This window comes from Cytobacillus spartinae (assembly GCF_042865285.1).
Taxonomy (GTDB): domain Bacteria; phylum Bacillota; class Bacilli; order Bacillales; family Cytobacillaceae; genus Robertmurraya_A; species Robertmurraya_A spartinae.
Genome location: NZ_JBIACK010000018.1, coordinates 35,913 through 60,777, shown reverse-complemented (window position 1 = coordinate 60,777; position 24,865 = coordinate 35,913). Strand labels below are relative to the sequence as shown.

Genomic DNA, 24,865 nt, shown 5'->3' with positions numbered 1-24,865 from the left:
TGCTGTAAATTATAATTCACATGGATCCTTATTAAATATGTTAACTGATTAGCAATTGTTATGGTAGAAAAATAACATTTAACCGATTTAATTACGTTATCGACACAAATTATTCAAAAATATTTCAAAAAAAGTTCACAAAAACGGTTAAAAGTGTGATTTAATATACAGGAGGATTAGTTATTTTTCTGCACAAATATTTAACAATATTATTACATTATTGATAGTGAAAACTATTTTTCTTACTTTTTGGATATTGTCCCCTCGTTTTTCGTCGCGAATATAGCATTGTGACAGATAATGTTTTATAGTAGTTGTTGTAGTGTCTTTTTGTTGTGTTTGTGATAGGGATAAAGGAGGAGAAGCAACTATGGCTAACTCGAGGGCTTTTACTGAAGCTGCTATTGATAGTGAAGGAAGCCTTCATGCAGATATACCAAAAGCAAATGCATGGAAGGATTTCTTAGCTCTAATTAAAATTGGTATTGTTAATTCTAATTTAATTACAACTTTTACTGGTTTGTGGCTAGCGCTTCATTTTACCAATAAAGGTTTTATTAATAATCTTGATATCGTTCTTTACACATTAATTGGATCTTCCTTAATCATAGCTGGATCAGCTACTTTAAATAACTTCTATGATAGGGATATTGACCATTTAATGGAAAGAACTAAGGATAGACCAACTGTTACTGGAAAAGCCCATCCTACGAAGGTTGTAATATTAGGACTTTTACTTGTGGCACTAGGAACGCTATTGCTCTTATTAACTACTGTTACAGCAGCAATAATGGGTCTTATTGGTGTTTTTAGCTATGTTGTAGTATATACTATGTGGTCAAAACGCCGTCATGTTTCTAATACAATTGTTGGTAGTATTTCAGGTGCGGTTCCACCACTTATTGGATGGGCTGCAGTAGATGGAAACTTGGACCTAATGGCGTGGAGTTTATTCCTTATTATGTTTGCCTGGCAGCCTCCACACTTTTACGCTCTAGCAATGAGAAGAGTGGAAGAGTACAGAGCAGCTGGGATTCCAATGCTTCCTGTAGTAAAAGGGTTTCAAACAACAAAAAAGCATATAGTTTTGTGGGTTATTGCATTGTTACCGCTTCCACTTTTACTCACTTCGTTAGGAATACCTTTCCTCATTCTTGCTACAGCTCTAAACATTGGGTGGTTACTACTTGGTTTAAGACATAGTAAAATGAAAGACGATTTGAAATGGGCGAAATTAATGTTTGTATACTCATTACAATATCTGACTATTATGTTTGTAGCTATGGTATTAGTCACATTTATTTAATTATGTTAGGAAATTCTTTCTTTACAATTTGGTAAAGGGGATTTATCTATAAATTTTTACGATCAAACAATTCAAAGAAATATTTCACGAAAGAGGGGTTTGATTAAGCTATGAAAAGGCTTGCGAAATGGCGTCTGTTTTCAGTTCTTGCAATCATGACGCTGATTCTCTCCGGATGTGGTGAACCGTTTTTATCAACGTTAAGACCTGCCGGCGAAGTTGCTAAAATGCAATATGATTTAATGCTGTTAAGTACGGCGATAATGGTGGGAGTTATTGTCGTAGTAACACTGATTTTCTTAATTGTGATCTTCAAGTTCCGTCGTAAAGACGAGAAGATTCCTAAACAAGTTGAGGGAAGTCACAAATTAGAAATCATCTGGACGGTTATTCCGATCATTTTACTTCTAATTCTTGCTGTTCCTACGGTAACATCTACATTTGAACTTGCAGATGTTTCACCTATGGAAGAACTGAATGAAGAAGGTGAAAGAGAAGTACTAGTTGTCAACGTTCGTGCTAATCTTTATTGGTGGGAGTTTGAGTATCCTGACCAAAAAATCGTTACTGGACAAGAGCTTGTAGTTCCAACTGATGAAAGAGTTTACTTCAATGTAAAAGCTTCTGATGTAAAGCACTCTTTCTGGATTCCTGCAGCTGGTGGTAAAATCGACACGAATACAGATGGGGTAAATCAATTCTGGTTAGAATTTGATCCGGAAAAAGCTGAAGAAGCTGGTAACCTATTCTATGGAAAATGTGCTGAGCTTTGTGGACCTTCTCACGGTTTAATGGACTTCAAAGTAAAAGCAGTTTCTCGTGCAGATTTTGATCAATGGGTGACTGATATGCAGGCTGTTGCAGAACCTGCCCAAGCAGAAACACCTTTAGCTCAACAAGGTCAAGAAATCTTTAACAACAGCTGTATCGGCTGTCACGCTGTTACACCTGCTAATTCAGCTCCAGAGGCTGCTCGTTTAGCTCCTAACTTAACAAACTTTGGAGAACGTGCTCGTATTGCTGGGGTTTTAGAACATGACGAAGAATCGCTTAAAAATTGGTTAAGAGACCCTGAAACATATAAGCCAGGAAACACAATGACTGGTACGTATGCTGACTTGTCTGAAGAAGAGCTTGATGCTTTAACGGAGTACTTAATGAACTTAAAAGTTCAAGATTAATAGGGGATTACTTTGAAAGGGAGGTAGAATTGTGAGTACCTATGCTCAGAAAAAAGGGTTCGGCGCTACGATTTGGGACTACTTAACTACAGTAGACCATAAAAAGATAGCTATCCTTTACTTAATAGCTGGTGGATTTTTCTTTATCGTGGGTGGACTTGAAGCAATGTTTATCCGTATCCAGCTAGCCGTACCTAACAATGACTTTGTAAGTGCTGGTCTATATAATGAAATACTAACCATGCACGGTACAACGATGATTTTCTTGGCAGCAATGCCTTTAATATTTGCTTTTATGAACGCAGTCGTACCTTTACAAATTGGTGCGCGTGACGTTGCTTTCCCGTTCTTAAACTCATTAGGATTTTGGTTATTCTTCTTTGGAGGAGTATTCTTAAATCTTTCTTGGTTCTTAGGAGGAGCTCCTGATGCTGGTTGGACTTCTTATGCTTCACTTTCTTTAGCATCTGAAGGTCACGGTATTGATTTCTATGCACTAGGTTTACAGATTTCGGGTGCTGGTACATTAATCGGGGGTATTAACTTCTTAGTAACGATTATTAATATGCGTGCACCAGGTATGACTTACATGCGTATGCCATTATTTACTTGGTCAACTTTCGTTGCTTCTGCACTAATACTATTTGCATTCCCTCCACTTACTGTTGGTCTATTCTTAATGATTTTTGACCGTTTATTCGGTTCAAACTTCTTTGATGTAGCAAACGGTGGTAACACAATTATTTGGGAGCATTTATTCTGGATCTTCGGACACCCAGAGGTATATATCTTAGTATTACCGGCTTTCGGTGTATTCTCAGAAGTTTTTGCAACATTCTCAAGAAAACGTTTATTCGGTTACTCTTCAATGGTATTTGCAACTGTATTAATCGGTTTCTTAGGATTCATGGTTTGGGCTCACCATATGTTTACAACTGGTTTAGGTCCAATCGCAAATGCTATCTTTGCTGTAGCGACAATGGCAATTGCGGTACCAACAGGTATCAAGATCTTCAACTGGTTATTCACTATGTGGGGCGGAAGCATTCAATTCACTACCCCAATGCTTTATGCAGTTGCTTTCATTCCATCATTCGTTGCGGGTGGAGTAACAGGTATTATGAATGCAGCAGCTTCGGCTGACTATCAGTTCCATGACACTTACTTCGTTGTAGCGCATTTCCACTATGTTATCGTTGGTGGGGTAGTATTTGGTCTTTTAGCTGCAACTCACTTCTATTGGCCAATTATGTTTGGAACAATGTTAAATGAAACGTTAGGTAAAATTACGTTCTGGTTATTCTTAATTGGATTCCACTTAACGTTCTTTATCCAGCATTTCTTAGGATTAATGGGTATGCAACGTCGTATCTTTACCTTCCTACCTGGTCAAGGGTTAGAGACTGGTAATTTGATTAGTACCGTTGGTGCATTCTTTATGGCGATTGCAACACTTATTCTTCTTTATAACGTAATTATCACTAGCGTGAAAAATGTTAAGGTTGGGACTGATCCATGGGGTGACGGTCGTACACTTGAATGGTCACTACCATCTCCAACACCGTTCTATAACTTTAAGCAACTTCCACTTGTTCGTGGTTTAGACGCTTATTGGTTAGAAAAAATGGAAGGTAAGAAGGGCATGACACCTGCAGAACCAATTGGTGATATCCATATGCCAAATCCTTCATTCATTCCATTTATGATTTCAGTAGGTCTATTTATTGCAGCATTTGGTGCAATGTATCGTGCTGACTATGCTTGGGGCCTTCCAGTATTAGTCATTGGTATGTTAGTTACACTTGCTTCTATGTTTGTTCGCTCTATTAAGGATGATCATGGGTTCCATATCCATAAAGAAGATCTTCTTGATGATGATGATAAGGGGGGTAAGGCATAATGGCAGCTGAAGAAAAATATACTTTAGAAACTTGGCCTGCGTCGCCTGAACAACAAACCCTCGAAGGGAAAAATAAATTTTTAGGCTTCTGGTTATTCTTAGGAGGAGAGACAGTCCTTTTCGCTTCTCTCTTTGCAACATACCTGGCCTTAAAAGATAAAGTTCCAAGTGCAGACCATGCATTAGCTAAAGATTTGTTTGAGTTACCGATAGTTTTCGTAGCGACAATGCTACTTCTGACTAGTTCTTTAACAAGTGTATATGCAATGTACCATATGAAGAACTTTAATTTTAAGAAAATGCAATTATGGTTGGGCCTAACAGTCCTTCTTGGATTTGCGTTCTTAATGCTTGAAATCTATGAGTTCTATCATTATGTACACCATTATGGTCATACTTTTACAAGTAGTGCATTTGGGTCTGCGTTTTATACATTAGTTGGCTTCCACGGAGCTCACGTTGCGTTTGGTCTTCTTTGGATTGTTACACTAATGGTTAGAAATGCAAAACGAGGATTAAATCTTTACAACGCACCTAAGTTCTATGTAGCAAGCTTATACTGGCACTTTATCGACGTTGTTTGGGTATTTATCTTCACAGTAGTATATTTAATGGGAATGGTGGGATAAACTGATGGCGAGTCAACAAACGAATTCAGGTAACCCAAGAGTAGACATTGAATATCGTCGTAAAAAAAGCGCAGAAGAAATGAGATTTCAAATCATATCCTTCTCTTTAATGATTTTTCTTACATTAGTTGCTTTCGTAGCAGTTGGATATGATGGATTTTCTGGATGGTTTATCGCTCCATTCATTCTTCTTCTAGCTTGTGTCCAAGTAATTTTCCAATTATATTATTTTATGCATATGAGCCATAAGGGTCATGAAGCACCAGCGTTGTTCTTATACTCTGGATTATTAATTGGATTAATTACAGTCTTGGCGTTTGTAACAATTGTTTGGATATAAAATTTGCGAAAATCGGCTTTTAGAAGCCGATTTTCTTTTTCTATATAAGCTATTAATTTTGTGAAATAAAGGAAAGTGTACTTCCGTTGTGAATACGTTCGGATAAGGGTATAATAATAGAGTGTGCTTTTTTTACTTCTAAAGAGGTGATTTTAATATGTTATCACTTGATATATTTGGTTTTAATGCACTATGGAGCCCTATGTTCTTTTTTATTCTGTCACTATTAGTCTTAGGTTATTTTTTGGTTACAGTCAAAATTAGAGATAAATTTAAGGGTAGTGAACCTATAACTAGGAAACAGGGAATTATCTTTACCTTAGCAATTATTCTACTGTATGTAGTTAAGGGCTCGCCTCTAGATTTAATGGGCCATATTATGTTTTATGCTCATATGACTCAAATGGCTATACTCTATCTAGTTATTCCTCCTATGATTGTAGTAGGAATTCCACAGTGGATCTGGCGAAAGATACTTTCATATAAAGCAATAAAGTCTGCTTTTAAATTCTTTACGCATCCACTTATTGCATTAATCTTATTTAATGGTGTCTTCTCTATCTATCATATACCAGATGTGTTTGATGTTATAAAAACGGATATGTGGTTACATGCAATCTACACAACGATTCTTTTTGGGTTAGCTATATTCATGTGGTGGCCGCTAGTAAACCAATTAGATGAGTATGAAACACTAAGTGGTGTTAAAAAGGTTGGTTACATCTTTGCGGACGGTATCTTATTAACCCCAGCTTGTGCCTTAATTATATTTGCAGATGTACCAATGTATGCAACATACTCAGATCCTCGTGCTTGGATGGAGGCTATGGAGCTCTGTGTTTCACCTACTATTTTATCGAGTCTTAGCTTAAGTGGACCTGAAATGTTTAATTCTATGTCGCTTCTACATGACCAACAGCTTGGTGGAGTATTAATGAAAGTAATTCAAGAAATCGTTTATGGCTATGTATTAGCTCAAATATTCTTTACTTGGTACCGAAAAGAACAAAAAGAAGAGGAAACGATTAGAGATAAAGATTTAAATCCTCAACTTGCTGAATAGTCATAGTAAGCACCGTTTTTTGACGGTGTTTATTTTTTTACATACATGAACCTGTTTCTGCAGGGATTTTTATGTATAGTGTTTCTTACGCGGATTGTACGTGGCCTCTGGATCTTTTCTAGAAATATAAGATAACGCTACTAGAATTCGTTTAATGCATATTATATTTGCCTTAGAAACAACGCTTTCGAAGAGATCTATACTCAATAATCTCTTGATTTCAATAATTACTATGATTAATTTCACAATTATAGGCTAAATATTGTCTAAATAAGTAACTTTGATAAAACGTCTATATTGTTTATTGAAAAAAAGACATTTCTCTACTAAAATTAACTTTGTTAGCTAAAATGGAGATATTGTGCTAAGGGACCTAGTGCAAAGATCCAGTATGTTCGTTCAATGAATAATGCAGAGAGAGGAAGACATTATGGAATATTCACTACCAATACTACCTACTATTAGCACAACTTTTATTGTATTGAGTGCCATTACGGTGGCAATCGGATGGGTACAAATTAGTAAACGGAATTTAGAAGGACATAAAAAAACAATGTCCTTAGCAGCGATATTTGCGATAATCTTTTTTATCATCTATGCTTCAAGAACCATTTTTATTGGGAATACAGCATTCGGTGGACCTGATGATATTAAAATATACTATACTATATTTCTAATTTTCCACATTACTCTAGCTACCGTCGGAGCCGTACTAGGGATTACATCTCTTATTACTGGTTATAAGAATAACTTAGCTAGACATAGAAAGCTTGGACCAATTACAAGTATCGTTTGGTTTTGTACAGCCATCACGGGAGTAGCGGTGTATCTATTACTGTATGTGTTCTATCATGGCGGAGAGACAACTTCAGTTATTAAGGCAATATTAGGATTTTAATAAAAAGTCGTTAATCTTTGGATTAACGGCTTTTCTATTTCTACATATCCAAGAAAAAGGGATAGAGGTTACTGATATCGAAAATATACTACATATCTTTTTAAAGGAGAATTCAATAAAATGAGAGTTAGAAAAATACAAGAAGAGGAATTACTAGAGTCTTTAAAGCTTTCTATGTACGCTTTTCAATATGAAGTTAAAGAAGAAGATATCCCAAATAGAATTATGAAGGCTAAGCAGCATAATATCCTTTCTATATGGGATGAAGAGAAACTTGCTGCAAAACTTCATATTATACCCTTGTCTATTTATATAAATGGGAAGGTGCAGCAAATGGGTGGTGTAGCGGGAGTTGCAACATACCCAGAGTACCGCCGATTAGGTTATGTGAAAGAGTTAATTACAGAGGCATTGAAGGAGATGAAAGATAAGGGTCAAATACTTTCTCTTTTACACCCTTTTGATATTGGATTCTATCGTAAATACGGCTGGGAAGTGTTTGCTGATAATAAAAAAACGATTATTGAAAGTAAAGACTTGAAAATACTTCCAGTCACTGAAGGAACAATTAAAAGATATACGAAAGATCTTCATTGTTCTCTAATAGAGAATTTATATAGTAAAGTAGCTTCAAAATACGCTGGAGCTTTAGTGAGAAGTACGGACTGGTGGATTAACAATGTTTATTCAGATTATCAAATAGCTGTTTACTTCAATCGCAATGGAGAGGAAAAAGGCTATATCCTGTTCAAGGTAAAAGATAAACTAATGGATGTTCAGGAAATGGTAACATTAGATCACGAGGCAGCTAGAGGGCTATGGAACTTTATTTGTCAGCATGATTCAATGGTAGACAAAGTAAAGGTAATGACTTCAATGCACGACTCGTTTCCTTACTATTTACATCAACCTAAGGTATCGATGGAAGTTATTCCGTATTTTATGTCCAGAATTGTTGATGTTGAGAAGTTCTTAAGAGCATATAATTTCTTGTCCACTAATGAGCAAGTCTTCTTGCATGTAACTGATCCATATGCTTCGTGGAATTCTTGCACATTTTTGATTAAGGATGGGGAGGTTAAAGCGTTTAGAGAGAAGGAGGGTAGCAGTTGTACTCATCCTCCAAAGGTAGGCATTCAAATGAGCGTAAACGATTTAACTGCTATAACTTTCGGATATAAGAGACCAATTGAGCTCTACGAGATGGAAAAAATCAAAGGTAGGTTAGAGGACGTAATGGCACTTGAAAAAAAGGTTCCACCTTTAAAGCCATTCTTCTATGATTTCTTCTAAATAATAGCAAAAGCGGACATTTGAGGATGTCCGCTTTTTAATATCAAATTTTAAAGTTTAATTTAATAATGCCAGCTTCTTTGGCAGAATTGAAAGCAATGAGAAGAAGTGGTCCAATAATAAAACCTAATATCCCAAGAAGCTTTAAACCTAAATACATGGCAATTAGAGTGGATAATGGCGATAAACCAATATGACTCCCCATAACTTTTGGTTCCACAGTACGTCGTATAATTAAGAGTATTGCGGCAAGTACGGCTAATTGAGTGCCGAGCGCAATATCGCCTGTTAGCAAGTGGAATAGTGCCCATGGACCCAATATAACAATAGACCCGATGATTGGGATAAAATCAATAATCCAAATAATAATGGACATTAAAAGTGCCGTTTCAGGAGATATAAATAGCAAACCAATAAAGGACACGATAAAAATAATTACACTTACTAAAAATTGAGCCTTGAAGAAACCAAAAATAACATAAGAAAGTCTAGAAGTCATAAAGTTAACTTTATCGGCTGTTCTTTCAGTTAAGAAATGATAGAGCCCTTCACGTAATCTAGGCAAATCAATCAGGAATAGGAACAATGCAATAAGATAAACAAGGAGGCTAACTAAATAATTTGGAATATTGGTTAGGAGTGCCTTCAAATTATCAATATTTACATGAGCTAATAATTCATTTTTTGTTTTATTCAAGAAAGACTGAACTTGGCTACTTAATTCATCTACAACTTCCCGAGGCAGATCTTTTGCAGCATTTCGTATATTCTTTTCTGTATTTAGCCATGCTCTTGTAATCTCATTGATATATTGAGGTGCATGATCAACAATTTTTATTACTTCAGTAATAACCTTTGTTGTAATAAAGTATCCGCTAATACCTATAAAGAAAACAAATATTAGAAAAACAATTAAGACAGAAAATCTTCTATTTATTTTTGCCTTATTTTGAAGGAGTTTTACTAACGGCTGTAAAAATAATGCCGTAATTAGGGCTAATAAAATCGGTAATGAAACCGGTAAGATGAAATAAATGAGTGCAGCAATCACTGCAATACCCAAAATAATTAAAAGTATACGTTTTGAGAAAAATGCTGACAAAGTTGAACTCCTTTCTAACACAATAAGCAAATAGCATCAATAGGTTCTTTTATCAATATACAAAAAAGTATTAACAATTAAATTATAGTATGCATTTAATATAATAAACAATAAAAATCCACTAACAAATTTAAAATAATCGGAAAAGTGTACAATCTTTATCCAAAAATGGTGAATATCGTAAATTGTGAAAAATTCAGGATCAAAAGCTGATTCGAACTTTTACTTAAACAGTGATTTTAAGGTTCATAAAGTCATTTGTGAAAGGGGTGGAGCAATTGCCTACCAATAGTGTAAGTTCTGAGTCTAAACGTGCTTTAAATAATATTATATCTGCAATTATTGAATCAAAAATTGGTGAAAAGGACGGGCTTGTACTTCATTTAAAAACGAAAGATTTCTTAGGGTTAATGATTAAAAATAGAACTATTAAAGCAAGAGGAATTGAAATAGAATTTTTTGATAACGAGGTTGTAGATGTTAACTTAATAATTACATTAAATAAAAAAGTAAATATTCGACGAGAGATAGAGAACTTACAAAAGCAAATCATTGAAGATGTTAAATTATTGACAGGATTCCATATAAATACATTTAATGTCTTTATAGACAGACTGATACTTTAAGAATTATGAAATTGTTCGTTGAACAAAGTGATAAAAAACGCATTCAAAGATTTGAATGCGTTTTTATATACTTATTAATTGCTGAACTTTTCAACTTCAGCTTTTATATCAGTTAATATTTTTTCACATTGGCTCACCAATGATTTTGGGAAGCTTTCCCCTTCTCCATATTCAACTCCATGTGGGTAATAATGTTTACCAAGTAATGGAGTCATTATTTGGATTAAAGCTTTGTGTGCACCAACATCACCTTCGGCAGCGTAACCGAATACTCGTAAGTAGAAAACTCCTTCTTTTAATTCGAACTTACGATCATATGTAACTCTTTCATAGTCCCATTGTCCTTCACGAACTAAACCATGATCAAGCATCACTTCATCTAAGCGAGTTAGGTCAGCTTTTACATTCTCTAAACCAGTATTTTCAAATTTCATACTATTCCCTCCTAAAACAATTGCTACGAGCCTTATGAACTATATTATGGCATCTAAAAGCAGGTTATCTCAAATCTAATAATAGTTGAAAAGCATCGAAGTTGCAATCACAACATAATAGAAATCACAGTTCCTTCACAATTTAGGATTTTTGCATTTATTTTAAATTTATTTGTTAAATTTTAAAATTGGGGAAAACTATGTTAGAAAAAGGTTTTGGAAGGAGTACTGCAACATGATTTACCGCAAAACATTGGTTCTTTCCCTCCTAACATTTCTTTGTTTAGCTTTAGAAACATCAGCTTCTTCTATTTATGAAGTAAAAAGAGGGGATACACTTTGGAAAATCTCATTTAAGTTAAACTTAAATTTCCATGAACTTATTCAACTTAATCCACAATTAAAAGATCCAGATTGGATCTATCCGGGCGAAAAAATTAATGTTCCGATAATGGAATATACAGAATCTCCGAAGGAAAGCAATCAAATTACAAATGAACTTTTACGGCTAACGAATGAAAAGAGAAAGAATTCTGGACTTACACCATTAACCTTAGACGAAAGCTTATGTAAAGCTGCTGAAAAGAAAGCACTAGATATGAAACAGAATGAATATGTGGCGCATACTTCTCCTACATATGGGAATCCTACCGTAATGTTAAAGGATTTAAATATCCCATTTCAATTTGTAAAAGAGAATCTTGGGGCAGGTCAACAATCAACTGAAGATGTGTTTCAAGCCTGGATGAATTCTTATATTCACCGAGAAAATTTATTAGATAAAAACGCAACACATATCGGAATTGGTTATACAAATGGTGGTTTCCATGGCCATTACTGGACCATTCTTATCATTAAAAAATAGGAGGAATAAACATGAGAATAAGCGATATCATGACAAGAGATGTTGAATGTTGTACTCTATTAGACAATGTATATGAGGTCGCAGTAAAAATGAAAGAATTAAATGTTGGAGCCATCCCAATCTTAGATGAAGAGAAACTGGTTGGAATGATTACTGATCGAGACATCGTCATTCGAGGTGTGGCAGAAAGACATCCAGGGTCAACAAAGGTTGAGGATATTATGAGCAACCGATTAATTACTTGTAAGCCTGATACGAGTGTAAAAGAAGCGGCTAAACTTATGGCTGAGCACCAAATTAGACGTCTACCAGTCGTAGAAGGCAATAGACTTGTTGGGATAGTAGCATTAGGAGATCTAGCAGTGGGAAGAAGAACGGATGATGAAGCAGGAGATGCACTGTCAGAAATTTCAGAGCCTGGAGTTAATGATTATCAACAGCATTAATGACTTGAATTTTATGTCAAAGCCTTTAGGCACCATTAGGGTGTCTAAAGGCTTTTCTGTTTTAAAAGGATAACAATTACGTAAATTTTGATAAGATTTTTTTCTTTCTATTAAAAAGAAAATGGCAGATGATATAATAAATATATATATACCGCATACAATGATAGAAAAGATGATAGAGAGGAGGAAAAAACCTCTGCGTACGCTTATTCGTATTTTATTATTTATAGCAGCATTTTTAGCAATTGGTTTTTATTTGAACTTTTCAGTTGATCAAGGAGAAGACATCCTAATAGAAGAGAATATTTCGTCTCCAGAGGAAGATCAATCTATTATTAAAGAAAAGGGTAATTCATCAGAATCTAGTATGGATAAGCCAACAGAAGGGCTTTCCACTTTAATTGGAAAAGAAGCGTCTGATGTGAAAAGTATCTTGGGAGAGCCACTAAGGATTGATCCTTCAGCTTATGGGTATGATTGGTGGATTTATAATACTGATTTATCTCAGTATGTTCAAGTAGGGGTAAAAGATCAAAAGGTTGTTACCATTTATGCCATTGGGGAAAATGTCAATATTGCTCCTTTTAAAATTGGACAACCAGTCGAAGAAATTTACACAACCGCATTTATAGAAACTAATATTAATCTTGATTATGATGGAAGCTCTTATCGCTTTGAGCTTAATGAAAATGAAATTAACACTCGACCACTTATTCAAATGGGAGAAATTTTTGCCCAATTATATATTGATAAGTTTGATGCAACTCTTTCAAGTGTAAGGTTCTTAGACGCAGAAACCTTGATTAAAATTCATCCATACGAACTTGTTTACGTTGGTGAGCTATTGGAAGTAAGCCCTGGTGAAGTAGGGGAAGAGGAAATGATCGATGAGGGGCTAGAAAAGCAAATATTTGATATTACGAATATTATGCGACTCCGTCATCAACTAAATCCGTTAGAGTTAGATGAAAAAACATCTCAAGTAGCATTAGCGCATAGTATGGATATGTATGAAAGTAATGACTTCTCTCACACTTCCAAGAAATTTGGAGAACTATCTAATCGTTTAGACGCCGGAGAAGTATTCTATCAATTAGCTGGAGAAAACATTGCAGCGAACTATACGGATGCACCCGCTGTTATGGAAGGCTGGCTGAATAGTAGAGGTCACCGTGAAAGTCTATTAAATGAAAACTTCACGCATATTGGTATAGGTGTATATAAAAAGCACTATACGCAAAATTTTATTCAGAAATGGGAAGAACAATAGTTAGATTTGGACAAACAAGAGCTTTCTATGATAGAAAGCTCTTGTTAAATTTCAGGGGTATAATATGGACCTGTTGGAAGGGGTGTTACTTGAGCATTAAAGTAATGAAAACCTACTAATTTACCGTTTTGATCTTCTCTGAACGATTAAATCTAAAATATCCCGAATGCCAGTTTCCATATAATCGTACATGGTCACCAATACAAAATTGATCGGTATCTACTTGTTTTTTTAGGGGTAAAACCTTTTTTACTTTTATTATTTTTAAGTCCGTTTTAATGGTTAGCTCAATGACTTGTATGTAACGATTATAATAAAACCTTTGTTTCTCTTTATACACTTTCGTTATTGTGCCGGTAACAATTGCCTCTTCAGCACAATAACTAAGGTCATTCCACTTTTTATTTTGCTCCCGAATCTCTCTTCTCGTTACCCAATAAAAGTAAATACATATAATAGGAATTACAATGGCTGTTACCATACCAAAACACCTCAAAAAATCTTTTTATACCTTTTTACCAATAATGAAAAAGCTCCCAGAAGCTTGGGCAACTTTCTTTCCGTCACATCTGTATACATCAGCTGACATAACCATGGTCTTCGTTCCCTTATGATCGATCCTAGCTTTGCAAGTCAAGTAATCACCTTTACCAACGGAAAGATAGTGAATGTTAAGCTGAGTAGTAACAGCTCCATATTCTTCGGGTAATACATGATTTGCTAATGTACCCATAGCTGAATCAATCAAGGTAGCCGTTATTCCACCATGAACGATATCCAAAGAGTTATTTAACATAGGACTAATTGGAATGGTAATCTCACAAATCTCCTTGTTTAAAGTTTTTTCCATATTTAGGAGCCCACCAATATAGGAGCCTTGTTTATTAGATTTTCTTTTATTTAATCCTTGTAGAATCGTTAGTAAAATATTCTTTTCCTCTTGGGTGGCATCCTCTGTATATTGTTTATAAAGCTCATGTAGTTGCTCTTCCATTTGTAGTCACCTTTCATTTCCATCTACTTCCCTATATTATCATTAATGCTTTCATTTTTGAATTTTGAATAGGGGAGTAATTCACATTTTCCAATGTTTTTCATATGGTATCATAGGCGATTGTATCAGTTGAGGTGAAATGCAATGACAAAAAAGAAGCTTCATCCTTCTGTGGAAGAATTTAAAGAGTTTGTGAAACAAAACCCCAAAATTATACAAGAGGTTAGAAAAGGTCAGGCTAGCTGGCAGGAACTTTATGAGGATTGGTATCTCCTAGGAGAGGAAGATTCGAGATGGGACGATTTTAGAGAGGGGTTAGAAAAAAAGAAAACTACGACTAGTACCGATAACAGTAACTGGGTCTCAAACATTATGGGAATGGTTAAGAACATGGATCCTAACCAGGTTCAAACACATATTTCAAGCTTAAGTCAAGCACTAGGAGCAATTCAAGGGGTCATAACACAATTCCAAGGTGGTAGCTCCTCACAATCCCAAAGTAATCAGCAGCCCTCACAACAACAGCAGCCCTCTCATCCATTTCAATTCAGAAAAGACTAACTGGGGGTATGACCATGAGGAAAGATGTTCTAGAGTATATTGAACAACGTCCACAGCTTAAGCAGTATATAAGAGAACAGCCGATATGGTATCGGAGGCTATCAAGAAGTCCGAATGAAATTCAAACATTTGAAATAACATCGATGCATTATTACAAAAAGACCATTCCACATCAAGTTGAAAAATTTTCGAATGGAGTCCAAATGGCTTCCATGATGATGAGTATGTTTCAAGCCATGAATAGCAACCAAACATAAAAAGCTTCTCTATTCGGAGAGAGGCTTTTTTGTTCTAATTTCGAATTACCCAAAAACGTTGTCTTATTTTTATTTATACACTTTTATCCCTTCATATAGGCAGGAGTTAGTGGGAGAGTAAAAATAGAATTGTTGCAAACAATAGCACTATAAGGAATTAACCAACCCTATTACTAAAAAAAGGGGGCAATATACATGTTGAAGAAAAAGTTCTTTTGTTTGTTAGCTGCACTAGTTTTTCTAACAAGCTGTCAAAAAGATATACCAGAGCCAGAGGTGAAAGCAGTTGAAAAGAAGGTTGCTGTGACCCCAATGAATAGTATAAATACAAAAAATGAACTTCCAGTAATGGGAAGCGAACAAAAGGATTTTCTAGTTGAGCATCATGTAAAGGGGAGTAATGTTTACATAGAATGCATCATTCCTGGTATTAGCTTGAGAGAAAACAGTCAAGAAAATATAGGAAAGATTATTTTATACGTTGATGATAAGAAAGTAAGAGAAATTTCGACGGCAGCCTTCATTGTCAAAGGACTATCTAACGGTACGCACCACATAAGAATAGACGTAGTCAAATTAGATAACTCCCCATATAAGTTAACTAAAGAGTTCCAAGTAGAGATTCCTTACGAATAATCGTTTCACATTCACCTCCGTTTCATGTTAAAATATGAATCGGAGGTGAGCAGCTTGCTTGCTACATCAGAAAGAGTACAAATATTAGATGACGCTGAGTATTTAGCTGATATGATTTTACAATCAGATATTGTTGAATACTACCGAGTCTGTTTAAATAATGTTAAATCCGATAAAGATACACAGGCAAAAATTAGGGCTTTTATAAAAGAGAAAGAACTCTATGAAGAGGTTCAGAGGTTTGGGAGATATCATCCTGATTATAAAAGAGTTATGAATGAAATAAGACAACTTAAACGAGCTGTGGACATGGACCCTAACATAGCGGAATTCAAAAAAGCTGAAAATGACCTACAATCTTTATTGGATGAGGTAAGTGTCCTTATAGGTCACTCTGTATCGGAACACATCAAAGTGCCAACAGGGAACCCATTTTTCGAATCTTCTAGTTGTGGTGGAGGATGCGGATCAGGTGGTAGCTGTGGTTGTTCATAATAAAAGCATGGACCTCCATGCTTTTATTTGTTGCCCAAATTCCTTTGAGAGATTACCCTTTTTTTAGTCTTATACAATCCACACAAAGATTTCCGCAACAGAACATTTTTTCTTGTGGAACGAAGAAACGGTGTCTGTATACATAAAAAGAGTGATCCGCCCTTACAAAAGTGGTTTCTGAATGAAGTTGCTTTCCTTTCATTACTTGAGCTGCTCTTATTCGTATAGCATGCTCAAGCTTTTTTTGGTCAAAGGAGTCCTCAACCTTTATGTAGAGAAACGGAATTCCTGTAATCTTTTTATAATAAGCTTTCACAATATACTTCTCTGAGTTGAGAAGATTAATAAACTCCTCCCATAATAGTAGTAAATCCATTATTTTCACCATCTTATTTTTAAATAATCTTCATATATCATATGAAAGGTAGTTCTTTAATACAACTCTCCTGGAGGAAGATTGATAAATGATGGTATTTTTGCTAGACTAGAAAAAAAGATTGTGGATTAAGAGGGGAAAATTTATATGCTAGGTCAACGTCAAGGCATAATTGTTTGGCTATATTCTCTAAAACAAGCAAAAATGTTGCGAAAATTCGGAAATGTACATTATGTCTCAAAAAAATTAAAATATGTTGTTCTGTACTGTGACCTTGAAGAGGCTGAAGGAATTATGGAAAAAATTCAGACTTACTCTTTTGTTAAAAAGGTTGAACCGTCCTTCAAGCCGTTTTTAAAGTTGGAATTTGAAAATTCACGTCCTGATAAGGCAAAAGAGTATGATTACAGAATGGGAATTTAATATTTGAAAGAGGTGGTGCTGCTTAGAGCTCCACCTTTTTTGTTTTCAATTATTGCAAAGGTGGGATATAGTGATTTAATCTTAATATCCCAATTAAATATTGATAGAACAAGTCAAGTTCAGCAAATTCAGTAGATGGTTTAACTGATAACTGTATCACTTGTTTATCGAGAGTCCTCGCTGTCTCATTAAAAAGGTCGAACCTCTTATTGGGTGTTACCTTAGGATTAGGTATGCCCTCTCTGCAAATATATAAAGGCTGAAACTTACCTGGATCGGTTGGGGTGCATATAACGATTAACGACGTTACATCTTTACCGTTTATAACGGAATGCAATGCCATCATATGTAAAAGTCGATGTTGGTTAGATTTAGCGACTTCAATAAGCTCATATAAATCTGAGTACCCTTCACCGAGCTCAATAAAACGTTGAATCAATTCTTTTTCCTCCTTGTATTATTGTGATTAATCATCAATACTTTACCATTTCCAGCATAAAAATAGAAGACAACGATTTTTTTGAGAGCAAAACAATCCATTATTGCAGTCTAGGAATATAATCTTTATCTGCTCTTTTCATTTTTAGAAGATCTTCTTATGTTAAACAACAAGTGAAAGGGGAGGAAGGCATGTTGTTCATTTTTTTACTCATAACAATAAGTTTATGGGTGCTTTATTATTATAAGCCAAAAGGTATGGAACCCGAAAAAGTAGAAATTAAAAATATGGATGGGTATGTTGTTACTGCGATATTAGCAGCACTAAGTGCAAAGGGTCTTTTACTCATGCTTGAAGATGAAAAAGATCTACCCAACAAGTCCTTAGGTGAGGTTGAGGAACTACTAATAAAAAAACAAATCATTGATGAAGAGGAATGGTGCAGTCTTTGTGCACAATTAGGAAATGATACCCTTAATCTAACGATACATGAGGAAGGCGTGTGGGATTTAGTCTAATCACAAATTTTCAATAATTATCAATAAATATAGTGTGACGGATGCCTCTTATTTTGATATTGTAAAGTTAGATATCATAAGTAAGGGGTATTCCGATGTGGAAAACAACGTTCACTATTCTTCTTTTACTACTATCAACCCTTGGGGGCATGTTGTTTTGGCAATGGCATGCATACTCTGAGCAAAATGATGAAGTCCCTATTGAACAAATAGAACAAGCGGAACAACTGCTTACGGTCCAATCATCAATAAATCAATTAGAAATTACCCAGACAATTGAGGGTCTTAATTCGACTAAAGAATACCGCTTTACAATACCAGGTGAAGCTACTCAGTGGAGCTGTCTAAAAGAAGATGGATCCAATTGCGATTCAAAAGATGAGAATCCTAATTCGTTCTTGGCTGAAAGCGGGAAATTACGATTTGTCTTGACCATCCCATTAAAAGGGAATAATTCTTCTTTCTTGTATCATGACTGGTTTGTGGTTTTACCAGAAGTCAGTGTTACAAATACAATGATTGAAATTGTCGACTCAGCGAAACGAGAAGGCTCGTGGGTTACGGGCCTTCCTTTAAAAGGTTTCAATAAGCTTGATTATATTGATTATTATGTATTTGAAGGACAAAGGACAGAGGCATCCCTTTTTTGGCAATCCACCCCACTAACTCTAAAAAGACAAAATACGATTTCCTATTTCATTGGGGAAAGTCATGGAGAAGTGAACTATTCATTTGAAGCATTGAAGGAACTCACAAACCCTCCTCAGTTATCAATTGTTTTAACAAATGAGTATCCAGATACCAACGGAAAAGGCTTAATCATCACTAAACCAGACGTCGAGTTGAATGTTCTTGAGCGGAAAATTGTCCATACATATATGAGTGGAAAATTTGAAAAGTTGCCATTAGAGGAACAGTGGCTGTTAGATGTTTTTACTTCCCTTTTTATTAATAAAGAAAGTAAAGCTCAAAAAGGGATGCAACTAATAAATGAATTAAAAGAAAAGCTATCAGAAGAAGAATTGAAGAGGTATATGCAAGCCATTATTCAGGAAGACCAACCAATTAATACTCAGAAATTGGACGAGCTTCTTGGAACAATGTCAGGAAAAAGAACATACTTTTTTACTATAAATAAAAATGAATCCACTCAGTTTATTCCTTTATATTACTTTGACAATCGGAAGGTGTTTGTAGAGAGTAACCTCAAGGAAGATGTTGAAATTGTTTACATGGATGGTAAAACGCTATTTCCGTTTGTAGAAACATTAACGGCACTTGGATTTGAAGTAAAGGTATTATCTGATCAGGAAACTTTACTACTGAGTAAAGGGAATAATAGTTACCGCTTTTACTTAAATCAAAACATATTTATTTATAATGAAGAGGATTACGGGCTTTTAGAAAATCCTCTAAATAGTCTAAACGGAAAGATCTATATGGATCATCATTGGTTAAAATCTATTTTCCATATTTCTATTTCAGAGCAACAAGATAAGATTGAACTTTCATGGTAGAAAAATAAGGCAAAAAAAGAAAACCCTGCAGATCATTTCTGCAGGGTCCTTCTATATCCTTTTCAGGATAGAAGGCAAAGGGAGAGGAGAAACCGGAGGAAGAACTTATGGGGAAACGTAAGTCTTCTCCGCGGTTGGCAACAACACCTTCGAATAGATGTTGTTAGTAACATTATTTCCATATACAACGCTGTTATACATATTTTAGAATAATTTTTTGAAGGATACGAATATAGAGGCTAATATGTATTCGCTTTCAGGATATTGGCTACACCCAAAAAATTATGATAGGATAGGAAAGAACGCGTAATTTGGATGATTGTGGTGATAAAACATGAGAGTGGTTTCTGGTTCTTATAAAGGGAAGGCATTAAAGGCTGTTCCTGGTAAAACAACAAGACCGACTACAGATAAAGTAAAAGAAGCTATGTTCAACATTATTGGCCCTTATTTTGACGGAGGTACTGGCTTGGATTTATTTGCTGGTAGTGGTGGTCTAGGGATTGAAGCATTAAGTAGGGGACTTGATAAAGTTATTTTTGTGGATCGTGATGGAAAAGCCATACAAACGATTTACGAAAATCTTAAAATATGTCAAGCAGAAGAGAAAAGTGAAGTTTATCGGAATGATGCCGAACGGGCGATTAAAGCTATAATCAAAAGAGGAATTACATTTGATTTTATATTCCTAGATCCTCCTTATAAAAAACAGCAGCTAGAAAGCTTAATGCAGACGATCGATAAACAAAGATTACTTTCTAACAATGGGGTTATCGTATGTGAACATAGTCATGACGTCGAAATCCCAGAGCAAATTGGAGAGCTTTCACAAATAAAGAAAGAAACATATGGAATTATCACAATTTCTGTATATACATATTTAGAAGAGGTATAAGGGGGATATATATGGCCAGCATAGCTGTGTGTCCAGGTAGCTTTGATCCGATTACAAATGGACATTTAGATATCATTACTCGTGGGGCTAAAGTGTTTGATGAAGTAAAAGTAGTGGTATTGAATAATTCATCTAAACAGCCTTTGTTTACTGTAGAAGAAAGAATTAACTTAATCAAGGAAGTAACTAAGAATATTCCAAATGTGAAAGTAGATTCCTTTCAAGGTTTGTTAATTGACTACGCTAAAAATGTTGGAGCAAGTGCCATTATAAGAGGTTTAAGGGCTGTCTCTGACTTTGAGTATGAAATGCAAATCACTTCAATGAACAGAGTCTTAAATGATGAAATTGAAACATTTTTTATCATGACCAATAATCAGTATTCATTCTTAAGCTCAAGCATCGTTAAAGAGGTTGCAAAATACAATGGGAAAATTACAGAGTTAGTGCCTCCACCTGTCGAAAAAGCATTAAAAGCAAAATTTATAAAATAACCTTGGTAAAAGAAAACGAGCACCCTTGTGTTCCCATTTCAGACTGTAGACAAACTCGAGAATTTCGAGCTTGCGTACAGTCTTTTTTCAATTAAATCCAATTTATACTCTAGGTATCCGTTGATTTACGCTACGGGCGAACGCTTTCCGCGGGCGGGGCCGAGCCGCTTCCCTCGCTACGCTCAGTCCAGGGTCTCGACTTTCCCGCTTTTCCCGCAGGAGTCGTCGCCCTTCGCTCCAATCAACTAAGTAAGCTGAATATTTTTTTGAGGTGACGTAGCATGATGACTAAAAACCAATCCAATGAAATCAATTAGAGATGGCCGACGATTGACCAATAAGTTCCTGATAATCATTTAGTAAGTAAGATAGAATCAACCATTTTCCCTACAATTTAAATAAAAATAGACAAAAGGCATCAGTCTCGATGCCTTTTGTCGACAATCTGAAACGAGCACACCACTTGTGCTCGTTTTTATATTTATTTACTTTGATAGATTCGTCTCGAATATAAAAGTATATATAAACAAAGTGCAAAAATCGTAATTGGTGGACCTAACTTTGTCATAAGTGAGAAAGTGTCTGAAAGCCATGCCCCTTCTCCAAAAAACGTGACTGGTATCGCATTGGTAGGTTGTTCTCCGTTATTGGTTCGTGCATATAAGGGCTCCCATAGAAGAAAAGCATATATACTAGCAGAAAACCCTTGAATGATACGACCAAAGAAGAAAGGTTTAAAATTAATATCTGTCTGAGCTAAGATACTCGCCACTTGGGCTTGTATACTAAATCCACTAAATGCAAGGATGAAACTTGTAATAATAACTTGGTTCATCAGAGATGCTTCTTTTACTTGGCTAATCAGTTGACTTCCTAATGTAATTTCAAATAAACCAGAAATAAATGGGATACTAAGTGCCTCTGAAAGATGAAAGGTATTGAGAACATATTTTACAGCTTCCCCTAGAAAGCCTGTGATATGTAGATGGAAAAGAAGTTTATTAATAACAGAAAATAAAATAATAAACCCACCGATCATTAGCAGTGTTTGGATAGATGACATAACAGCATCTCCCAGAAGCTTTCCGATTGGTCGCTTATCATTTACCCTTGTTCGGTGGAGCTCACTAAAAGCAGCACGAATGGAAAACTTTCTAGTGGGTTCTTTCGTACGGCTCAAGTTTTTTCCGTAGAACCTCATTAGTAAACCTACTGTAACGTTACCTAAATAATGGGCAACAGCAAGAAGTATTCCTAACTTTGCATTATGAAAGAAACCAACAGAAACTGCACCGAAAATGAACAAAGGATTAGAGGAGTTTGTAAAGGAAACTAATCTTTCAGCTTCCACTTTAGTTAATTGCCCCTCTTGCCTTAATCTAGCAGTTAGCTTTGCTCCAGCAGGCTGTCCTGAAGCCATCCCCATGGCCCATACAAACCCGCCAACTCCCGGTACTCTGAACAAGGGACGCATTAATGGTTCTAATAAAACACCAATGAATTTTACAACGCCAAACCCAATTAACATCTCAGACACAATAAAAAAAGGCAATAATGATGGGAAAACGATTTCCCACCACATCGTTAATCCTCTTATAGATGCATCAACTGATTCCTGCGGAAAACTTACTAAGGATATGGCCATAATAGTGACAGAAGAAGCTAGTATTATGGTCTTAAGCTTGGATCGTAACACACCTAATCCTCCCCCTGAAGGTGAACTTACTGTGCAACTATAAAAAACAGTGATAGAATGAAAATGTTAAATGGAACCTTCATCTAAATTTACCAGTATTGGTTAATAATAAAGGATATTTAGAATAAGTTCTTTCTCTCTTATTCTGTTTTTTAAATATACATACAGTATGAAGTAATTAAACTATCGACATAGAGCCATTTTTTTCTGTAGAGCGAATAAACTGATCATATATATATTTCTTCAGTCTAAAGGCGTCTAAGGTGTTACATGAGCTTTCATTTTGATGACTTGTCCTCATATAAACCAATATACTCATAGAATTTTAAATTAGACCATAAGATTGAAACAGGATAAACTAATATGTAGTAAAAGGAGGATTTCCTTTGCATCGTCCTAAAATCGGTTTAGCGTTGGGTTCTGGAGGAGCAAGAGGATTTGCTCATTTAGGTGTTATAAAGGTATTGAAAGATGAGGGAATTCCTATTGATTTAATAGCAGGAAGTAGCATGGGAGCTCTTGTTGGCTGTTTTTATGGAGCAGGTCTAGATATTGAACGGTTATACAAGCTTTCAAAGGTGTTTAAAAGAAAATATTACTTGGATTTTACTGTACCGAAAATGGGATTTATTGCAGGAAACAGAGTAAAGGAATTAATCAGGATCTTTACACATGGTAAAAACCTTGAACAATTAGATATTCCAGTTAGTGTTGTTGCAACTGAATTGAAGACTGGAGAGAAAACCGTTTTTAAAACAGGGCCGATTGCAGAAGCTGTTCGAGCAAGTATTTCCATACCAGGTATATTTGTTCCTGAGAAGTATAATGGAAAGCTTTATGTCGATGGTGGTGTGGTTGACCGAGTTCCAGTTTCTGTTGTTCAAGAAATGGGTGCAGATATCGTCATTGCTATAGATGTTTCTCATGTGAAAACGAACACAGAAATTATTTCGATTTATGATGTCATTATGCAAAGTATTGATATTATGCAAATGGAGCTAGTGGAGCATCGGCAAATTGCGTCAGATGTAATGATTCGTCCAAGGGTAGAGATGTATAGTTCAAGAGCATTTACGAAAATAGATGAGATTATTTCAATTGGTGAAGAAGAAACAAAAAAACATATAGAAAAAATCAAAGCATTGTTGGAACAATGGAAGGAGCAGCAATAGAATGAGCAAAAGACTAATTTTTCGTTCCCTCATTCTGATTTTCGCCATCCTTCTTTTCATTAGCTCTTTTATTACTTTGCCATATTATGTATCTAAACCTGGTATGGCAAAGGAACTTGCCCCTATTATTGAAGTTGAAAACGGCTATGAAGAAGATGGAAGCTTTATGCTAACTACTATTAGAATGGGAAAACCAAATATTTATACTTATGTAATGGCAAAAATGTCTGAATACCAAGAGATTTATCCTGAAAGTGCCATTAGAAGAGAAGAAGAATCGGAAGAAGAGTATAGTGTACGTCAGCTTCATTTAATGTCTAGTTCAAAGACATATGCGATTGAAGTGGCCTATAAGAAAGCGGGTATACCTGTTAACTATCATTACAAGGGTGTATACGTGTTGAGTATCATGGAAGGGATGCCAGCAGACGGTAAGCTATTACCTGGTGACCGGATTTTTAAAGTAGATGGAATAGAGTTTAAGTCGTCGAATGAATTTATCGAGTATGTTAGTGTTAAGCAACCTGGGGACAAGATCAGTTTAACCTTTGAGAGAAAGAACAAAGTAGAAGAAGTATCTATCGAGGTAAAACCTTTTAGTAATGATGTTAATAAAGTGGGCGTTGGGATAAGCCTCGTTGATGATAAAGACGTAGTCGTTGAACCAGAAGTGAATATAGACACTAGTGATATTGGAGGACCCTCAGCTGGCTTTATGTTTTCTTTAGAAATCTATAATCAACTTATAGAAGAGGACATCACTAGAGGATATGAAATTGCTGGAACGGGTACAATTTCTCCTGATGGGACAGTTGGTCGGATTGGAGGAATCGAGCAGAAAATTATTGCTGCTGATAAAGTTGGAGCCGATATCTTTTTCGCTCCGAATGAAGAGGGAGCAGAAGATTCGAACTATAAGGCTGCTGTAAAAACAGCAGAAGATATTGGAACGAATATGAAAATTGTTCCTGTTGATACTTTTGAAGAAGCCATTCAATTTTTAAAAAACTTAACTCCTGAAAAATAGCTTAAAATGACA

The 24,865-nt window shown here is 35.4% G+C and carries 30 protein-coding genes; 23 read left to right on the top strand and 7 right to left on the bottom strand.

Annotated features, from left to right (window positions below):
* The first annotated feature begins 370 nt into the window (after positions 1–370).
* The 8 genes from cyoE (at position 371) to ACFYKX_RS24185 (ending at position 8,610) form a co-directional block, all read left to right on the top strand.
* Entirely contained in the window at positions 371–1,306 is a 936-nt protein-coding gene (cyoE, locus tag ACFYKX_RS24220; protein ID WP_389364419.1) for a heme o synthase, read from the top strand.
* A 110-nt stretch (positions 1,307–1,416) separates the two neighbouring features.
* Positions 1,417–2,487, top strand: coding sequence for a cytochrome c oxidase subunit II (coxB, locus tag ACFYKX_RS24215; protein ID WP_389364417.1), 1,071 nt, complete (start codon positions 1,417–1,419; stop codon positions 2,485–2,487).
* Between the two features lie 31 nt (positions 2,488–2,518).
* Complete coding sequence (ctaD, locus tag ACFYKX_RS24210) at positions 2,519–4,387, top strand: cytochrome c oxidase subunit I (RefSeq protein WP_389364413.1); 1,869 nt, start codon at positions 2,519–2,521, stop codon at positions 4,385–4,387.
* A complete protein-coding gene (locus ACFYKX_RS24205) occupies positions 4,387–5,016 on the top strand; it encodes a cytochrome (ubi)quinol oxidase subunit III (RefSeq protein WP_389364411.1) in 630 nt (209 codons plus the stop codon). The genes ctaD and ACFYKX_RS24205 overlap by 1 nt, the downstream gene beginning before the upstream one ends.
* Before the next feature lie 4 nt (positions 5,017–5,020).
* A complete protein-coding gene (gene ctaF, locus ACFYKX_RS24200; protein WP_389364409.1) occupies positions 5,021–5,356 on the top strand; it encodes a cytochrome c oxidase subunit IVB in 336 nt (111 codons plus the stop codon).
* Positions 5,357–5,513: 157 nt separating this feature from the next.
* Positions 5,514–6,419: a cytochrome c oxidase assembly factor CtaG gene (gene ctaG, locus ACFYKX_RS24195; RefSeq protein ID WP_389364407.1), complete on the top strand. Its 906-nt coding sequence runs from the start codon at positions 5,514–5,516 to the stop codon at positions 6,417–6,419.
* Positions 6,420–6,849: 430 nt separating this feature from the next.
* Entirely contained in the window at positions 6,850–7,317 is a 468-nt protein-coding gene (locus ACFYKX_RS24190) for a DUF420 domain-containing protein (RefSeq protein ID WP_389364405.1), read from the top strand.
* A 120-nt stretch (positions 7,318–7,437) separates the two neighbouring features.
* The gene (locus ACFYKX_RS24185) at positions 7,438–8,610 is read left to right on the top strand and encodes a GNAT family N-acetyltransferase (RefSeq protein WP_389364404.1); all 1,173 of its coding nucleotides are present in this window, start codon (positions 7,438–7,440) and stop codon (positions 8,608–8,610) included.
* 43 nt (positions 8,611–8,653) lie between these two features.
* Here the strand turns inward: ACFYKX_RS24185 and ytvI are convergent, their stop codons facing one another.
* Entirely contained in the window at positions 8,654–9,712 is a 1,059-nt protein-coding gene (gene ytvI / locus ACFYKX_RS24180) for a sporulation integral membrane protein YtvI (protein ID WP_389364402.1), read from the bottom strand.
* A 278-nt stretch (positions 9,713–9,990) separates the two neighbouring features.
* Between ytvI and ACFYKX_RS24175 the strand changes: the two genes are divergently transcribed.
* Entirely contained in the window at positions 9,991–10,338 is a 348-nt protein-coding gene (locus ACFYKX_RS24175) for an Asp23/Gls24 family envelope stress response protein (protein ID WP_389364401.1), read from the top strand.
* A 74-nt stretch (positions 10,339–10,412) separates the two neighbouring features.
* On the opposite strand, the gene ACFYKX_RS24170 is transcribed toward ACFYKX_RS24175, so the two are convergent.
* Positions 10,413–10,772: a YugN family protein gene (locus tag ACFYKX_RS24170; protein ID WP_389364399.1), complete on the bottom strand. Its 360-nt coding sequence runs from the start codon at positions 10,770–10,772 to the stop codon at positions 10,413–10,415.
* Between the two features lie 235 nt (positions 10,773–11,007).
* Here ACFYKX_RS24170 and ACFYKX_RS24165 point away from each other — a divergent pair, with 235 nt between their 5' ends.
* The 3 genes from ACFYKX_RS24165 to ACFYKX_RS24155 all read left to right on the top strand — a co-directional run bounded on the left by ACFYKX_RS24165 (position 11,008) and on the right by ACFYKX_RS24155 (position 13,353).
* A complete protein-coding gene (locus ACFYKX_RS24165; protein WP_389364397.1) occupies positions 11,008–11,637 on the top strand; it encodes a CAP domain-containing protein in 630 nt (209 codons plus the stop codon).
* An 11-nt stretch (positions 11,638–11,648) separates the two neighbouring features.
* Positions 11,649–12,083, top strand: a complete 435-nt coding sequence (locus ACFYKX_RS24160) for a CBS domain-containing protein (RefSeq protein WP_389364395.1) — start codon at positions 11,649–11,651, stop codon at positions 12,081–12,083.
* 172 nt (positions 12,084–12,255) lie between these two features.
* Positions 12,256–13,353, top strand: a complete 1,098-nt coding sequence (locus ACFYKX_RS24155; RefSeq protein ID WP_389364393.1) for a CAP domain-containing protein — start codon at positions 12,256–12,258, stop codon at positions 13,351–13,353.
* 115 nt (positions 13,354–13,468) lie between these two features.
* On the opposite strand, the gene ACFYKX_RS24150 is transcribed toward ACFYKX_RS24155, so the two are convergent.
* Entirely contained in the window at positions 13,469–13,834 is a 366-nt protein-coding gene (locus ACFYKX_RS24150; protein ID WP_389364391.1) for a hypothetical protein, read from the bottom strand.
* Between the two features lie 24 nt (positions 13,835–13,858).
* The gene (locus ACFYKX_RS24145; protein WP_389364389.1) at positions 13,859–14,347 is read right to left on the bottom strand and encodes a PaaI family thioesterase; all 489 of its coding nucleotides are present in this window, start codon (positions 14,345–14,347) and stop codon (positions 13,859–13,861) included.
* Positions 14,348–14,491: 144 nt separating this feature from the next.
* On the opposite strand from ACFYKX_RS24145, the gene ACFYKX_RS24140 reads away from it, so the two are divergent.
* The 4 genes from ACFYKX_RS24140 to ACFYKX_RS24125 all read left to right on the top strand — a co-directional run bounded on the left by ACFYKX_RS24140 (position 14,492) and on the right by ACFYKX_RS24125 (position 16,296).
* On the top strand, positions 14,492–14,908 hold the full coding sequence (locus ACFYKX_RS24140; protein ID WP_389364387.1) for a YlbD family protein: 417 nt from the start codon (positions 14,492–14,494) through the stop codon (positions 14,906–14,908).
* A 14-nt stretch (positions 14,909–14,922) separates the two neighbouring features.
* A complete protein-coding gene (locus ACFYKX_RS24135; protein ID WP_389364385.1) occupies positions 14,923–15,165 on the top strand; it encodes a YlbE-like family protein in 243 nt (80 codons plus the stop codon).
* A 195-nt stretch (positions 15,166–15,360) separates the two neighbouring features.
* The gene (locus ACFYKX_RS24130; RefSeq protein ID WP_389364383.1) at positions 15,361–15,801 is read left to right on the top strand and encodes a hypothetical protein; all 441 of its coding nucleotides are present in this window, start codon (positions 15,361–15,363) and stop codon (positions 15,799–15,801) included.
* 54 nt (positions 15,802–15,855) lie between these two features.
* Positions 15,856–16,296 (top strand): YlbF family regulator, encoded by a 441-nt coding sequence (locus tag ACFYKX_RS24125; protein WP_389364381.1) that lies wholly within the window; start codon positions 15,856–15,858, stop codon positions 16,294–16,296.
* Positions 16,297–16,348: 52 nt separating this feature from the next.
* On the opposite strand, the gene ACFYKX_RS24120 is transcribed toward ACFYKX_RS24125, so the two are convergent.
* Positions 16,349–16,672, bottom strand: coding sequence for a hypothetical protein (locus tag ACFYKX_RS24120; RefSeq protein WP_389364380.1), 324 nt, complete (start codon positions 16,670–16,672; stop codon positions 16,349–16,351).
* Between the two features lie 147 nt (positions 16,673–16,819).
* Here ACFYKX_RS24120 and ACFYKX_RS24115 point away from each other — a divergent pair, with 147 nt between their 5' ends.
* Positions 16,820–17,095, top strand: a complete 276-nt coding sequence (locus tag ACFYKX_RS24115) for a YlbG family protein (protein ID WP_389364378.1) — start codon at positions 16,820–16,822, stop codon at positions 17,093–17,095.
* A 49-nt stretch (positions 17,096–17,144) separates the two neighbouring features.
* Here the strand turns inward: ACFYKX_RS24115 and ACFYKX_RS24110 are convergent, their stop codons facing one another.
* Complete coding sequence (locus ACFYKX_RS24110) at positions 17,145–17,534, bottom strand: DUF7147 family protein (protein WP_389364376.1); 390 nt, start codon at positions 17,532–17,534, stop codon at positions 17,145–17,147.
* Between the two features lie 191 nt (positions 17,535–17,725).
* Here ACFYKX_RS24110 and ACFYKX_RS24105 point away from each other — a divergent pair, with 191 nt between their 5' ends.
* From ACFYKX_RS24105 to coaD, 4 genes are all read left to right on the top strand, one after another.
* Positions 17,726–18,052, top strand: coding sequence for a hypothetical protein (locus ACFYKX_RS24105; protein WP_389364374.1), 327 nt, complete (start codon positions 17,726–17,728; stop codon positions 18,050–18,052).
* A gap of 95 nt (positions 18,053–18,147) precedes the next feature.
* Positions 18,148–19,569 (top strand): stalk domain-containing protein, encoded by a 1,422-nt coding sequence (locus ACFYKX_RS24100; RefSeq protein ID WP_389364372.1) that lies wholly within the window; start codon positions 18,148–18,150, stop codon positions 19,567–19,569.
* Positions 19,570–19,903: 334 nt separating this feature from the next.
* Positions 19,904–20,464: a 16S rRNA (guanine(966)-N(2))-methyltransferase RsmD gene (gene rsmD, locus ACFYKX_RS24095; protein ID WP_389364371.1), complete on the top strand. Its 561-nt coding sequence runs from the start codon at positions 19,904–19,906 to the stop codon at positions 20,462–20,464.
* A gap of 11 nt (positions 20,465–20,475) precedes the next feature.
* Entirely contained in the window at positions 20,476–20,958 is a 483-nt protein-coding gene (gene coaD, locus ACFYKX_RS24090) for a pantetheine-phosphate adenylyltransferase (protein WP_389364369.1), read from the top strand.
* Positions 20,959–21,439: 481 nt separating this feature from the next.
* On the opposite strand, the gene ylbJ is transcribed toward coaD, so the two are convergent.
* The gene (gene ylbJ, locus ACFYKX_RS24085) at positions 21,440–22,654 is read right to left on the bottom strand and encodes a sporulation integral membrane protein YlbJ (protein WP_389364367.1); all 1,215 of its coding nucleotides are present in this window, start codon (positions 22,652–22,654) and stop codon (positions 21,440–21,442) included.
* Positions 22,655–23,040: 386 nt separating this feature from the next.
* Here ylbJ and ACFYKX_RS24080 point away from each other — a divergent pair, with 386 nt between their 5' ends.
* Together ACFYKX_RS24080 and ACFYKX_RS24075 are read left to right on the top strand one after the other, a co-directional pair.
* Positions 23,041–23,826, top strand: coding sequence for a patatin-like phospholipase family protein (locus tag ACFYKX_RS24080; RefSeq protein ID WP_389364365.1), 786 nt, complete (start codon positions 23,041–23,043; stop codon positions 23,824–23,826).
* 1 nt (position 23,827) lies between these two features.
* A complete protein-coding gene (locus ACFYKX_RS24075) occupies positions 23,828–24,853 on the top strand; it encodes a SepM family pheromone-processing serine protease (protein ID WP_389364363.1) in 1,026 nt (341 codons plus the stop codon).
* Positions 24,854–24,865 lie beyond the last annotated feature (12 nt).

Excerpts from the sequence above, each read along its gene's own strand:
- ACFYKX_RS24170 (WP_389364399.1), bottom strand. The coding sequence starts at position 10,772 with ATGAAATTTGAAAATACTGGTTTAGAGAATGTAAAAGCTGACCTAACT.
- cyoE (WP_389364419.1), top strand. The coding sequence starts at position 371 with ATGGCTAACTCGAGGGCTTTTACTGAAGCTGCTATTGATAGTGAAGGA.
- ACFYKX_RS24185 (WP_389364404.1), top strand. The coding sequence starts at position 7,438 with ATGAGAGTTAGAAAAATACAAGAAGAGGAATTACTAGAGTCTTTAAAG.
- ACFYKX_RS24105 (WP_389364374.1), top strand. The coding sequence starts at position 17,726 with ATGTTGTTCATTTTTTTACTCATAACAATAAGTTTATGGGTGCTTTAT.
- ACFYKX_RS24150 (WP_389364391.1), bottom strand. The coding sequence starts at position 13,834 with ATGGTAACAGCCATTGTAATTCCTATTATATGTATTTACTTTTATTGG.
- ACFYKX_RS24165 (WP_389364397.1), top strand. The coding sequence starts at position 11,008 with ATGATTTACCGCAAAACATTGGTTCTTTCCCTCCTAACATTTCTTTGT.
- ACFYKX_RS24075 (WP_389364363.1), top strand. The coding sequence starts at position 23,828 with ATGAGCAAAAGACTAATTTTTCGTTCCCTCATTCTGATTTTCGCCATC.
- ACFYKX_RS24205 (WP_389364411.1), top strand. The coding sequence starts at position 4,387 with ATGGCAGCTGAAGAAAAATATACTTTAGAAACTTGGCCTGCGTCGCCT.
- coxB (WP_389364417.1), top strand. The coding sequence starts at position 1,417 with ATGAAAAGGCTTGCGAAATGGCGTCTGTTTTCAGTTCTTGCAATCATG.
- ctaF (WP_389364409.1), top strand. The coding sequence starts at position 5,021 with ATGGCGAGTCAACAAACGAATTCAGGTAACCCAAGAGTAGACATTGAA.
- ACFYKX_RS24155 (WP_389364393.1), top strand. The coding sequence starts at position 12,256 with ATGATAGAGAGGAGGAAAAAACCTCTGCGTACGCTTATTCGTATTTTA.
- ACFYKX_RS24120 (WP_389364380.1), bottom strand. The coding sequence starts at position 16,672 with ATGGATTTACTACTATTATGGGAGGAGTTTATTAATCTTCTCAACTCA.
- ctaG (WP_389364407.1), top strand. The coding sequence starts at position 5,514 with ATGTTATCACTTGATATATTTGGTTTTAATGCACTATGGAGCCCTATG.
- ACFYKX_RS24115 (WP_389364378.1), top strand. The coding sequence starts at position 16,820 with ATGCTAGGTCAACGTCAAGGCATAATTGTTTGGCTATATTCTCTAAAA.
- ACFYKX_RS24100 (WP_389364372.1), top strand. The coding sequence starts at position 18,148 with ATGTGGAAAACAACGTTCACTATTCTTCTTTTACTACTATCAACCCTT.
- ACFYKX_RS24140 (WP_389364387.1), top strand. The coding sequence starts at position 14,492 with ATGACAAAAAAGAAGCTTCATCCTTCTGTGGAAGAATTTAAAGAGTTT.
- ACFYKX_RS24130 (WP_389364383.1), top strand. The coding sequence starts at position 15,361 with ATGTTGAAGAAAAAGTTCTTTTGTTTGTTAGCTGCACTAGTTTTTCTA.
- rsmD (WP_389364371.1), top strand. The coding sequence starts at position 19,904 with ATGAGAGTGGTTTCTGGTTCTTATAAAGGGAAGGCATTAAAGGCTGTT.
- ACFYKX_RS24145 (WP_389364389.1), bottom strand. The coding sequence starts at position 14,347 with ATGGAAGAGCAACTACATGAGCTTTATAAACAATATACAGAGGATGCC.
- ACFYKX_RS24160 (WP_389364395.1), top strand. The coding sequence starts at position 11,649 with ATGAGAATAAGCGATATCATGACAAGAGATGTTGAATGTTGTACTCTA.
- ACFYKX_RS24190 (WP_389364405.1), top strand. The coding sequence starts at position 6,850 with ATGGAATATTCACTACCAATACTACCTACTATTAGCACAACTTTTATT.
- coaD (WP_389364369.1), top strand. The coding sequence starts at position 20,476 with ATGGCCAGCATAGCTGTGTGTCCAGGTAGCTTTGATCCGATTACAAAT.
- ACFYKX_RS24135 (WP_389364385.1), top strand. The coding sequence starts at position 14,923 with ATGAGGAAAGATGTTCTAGAGTATATTGAACAACGTCCACAGCTTAAG.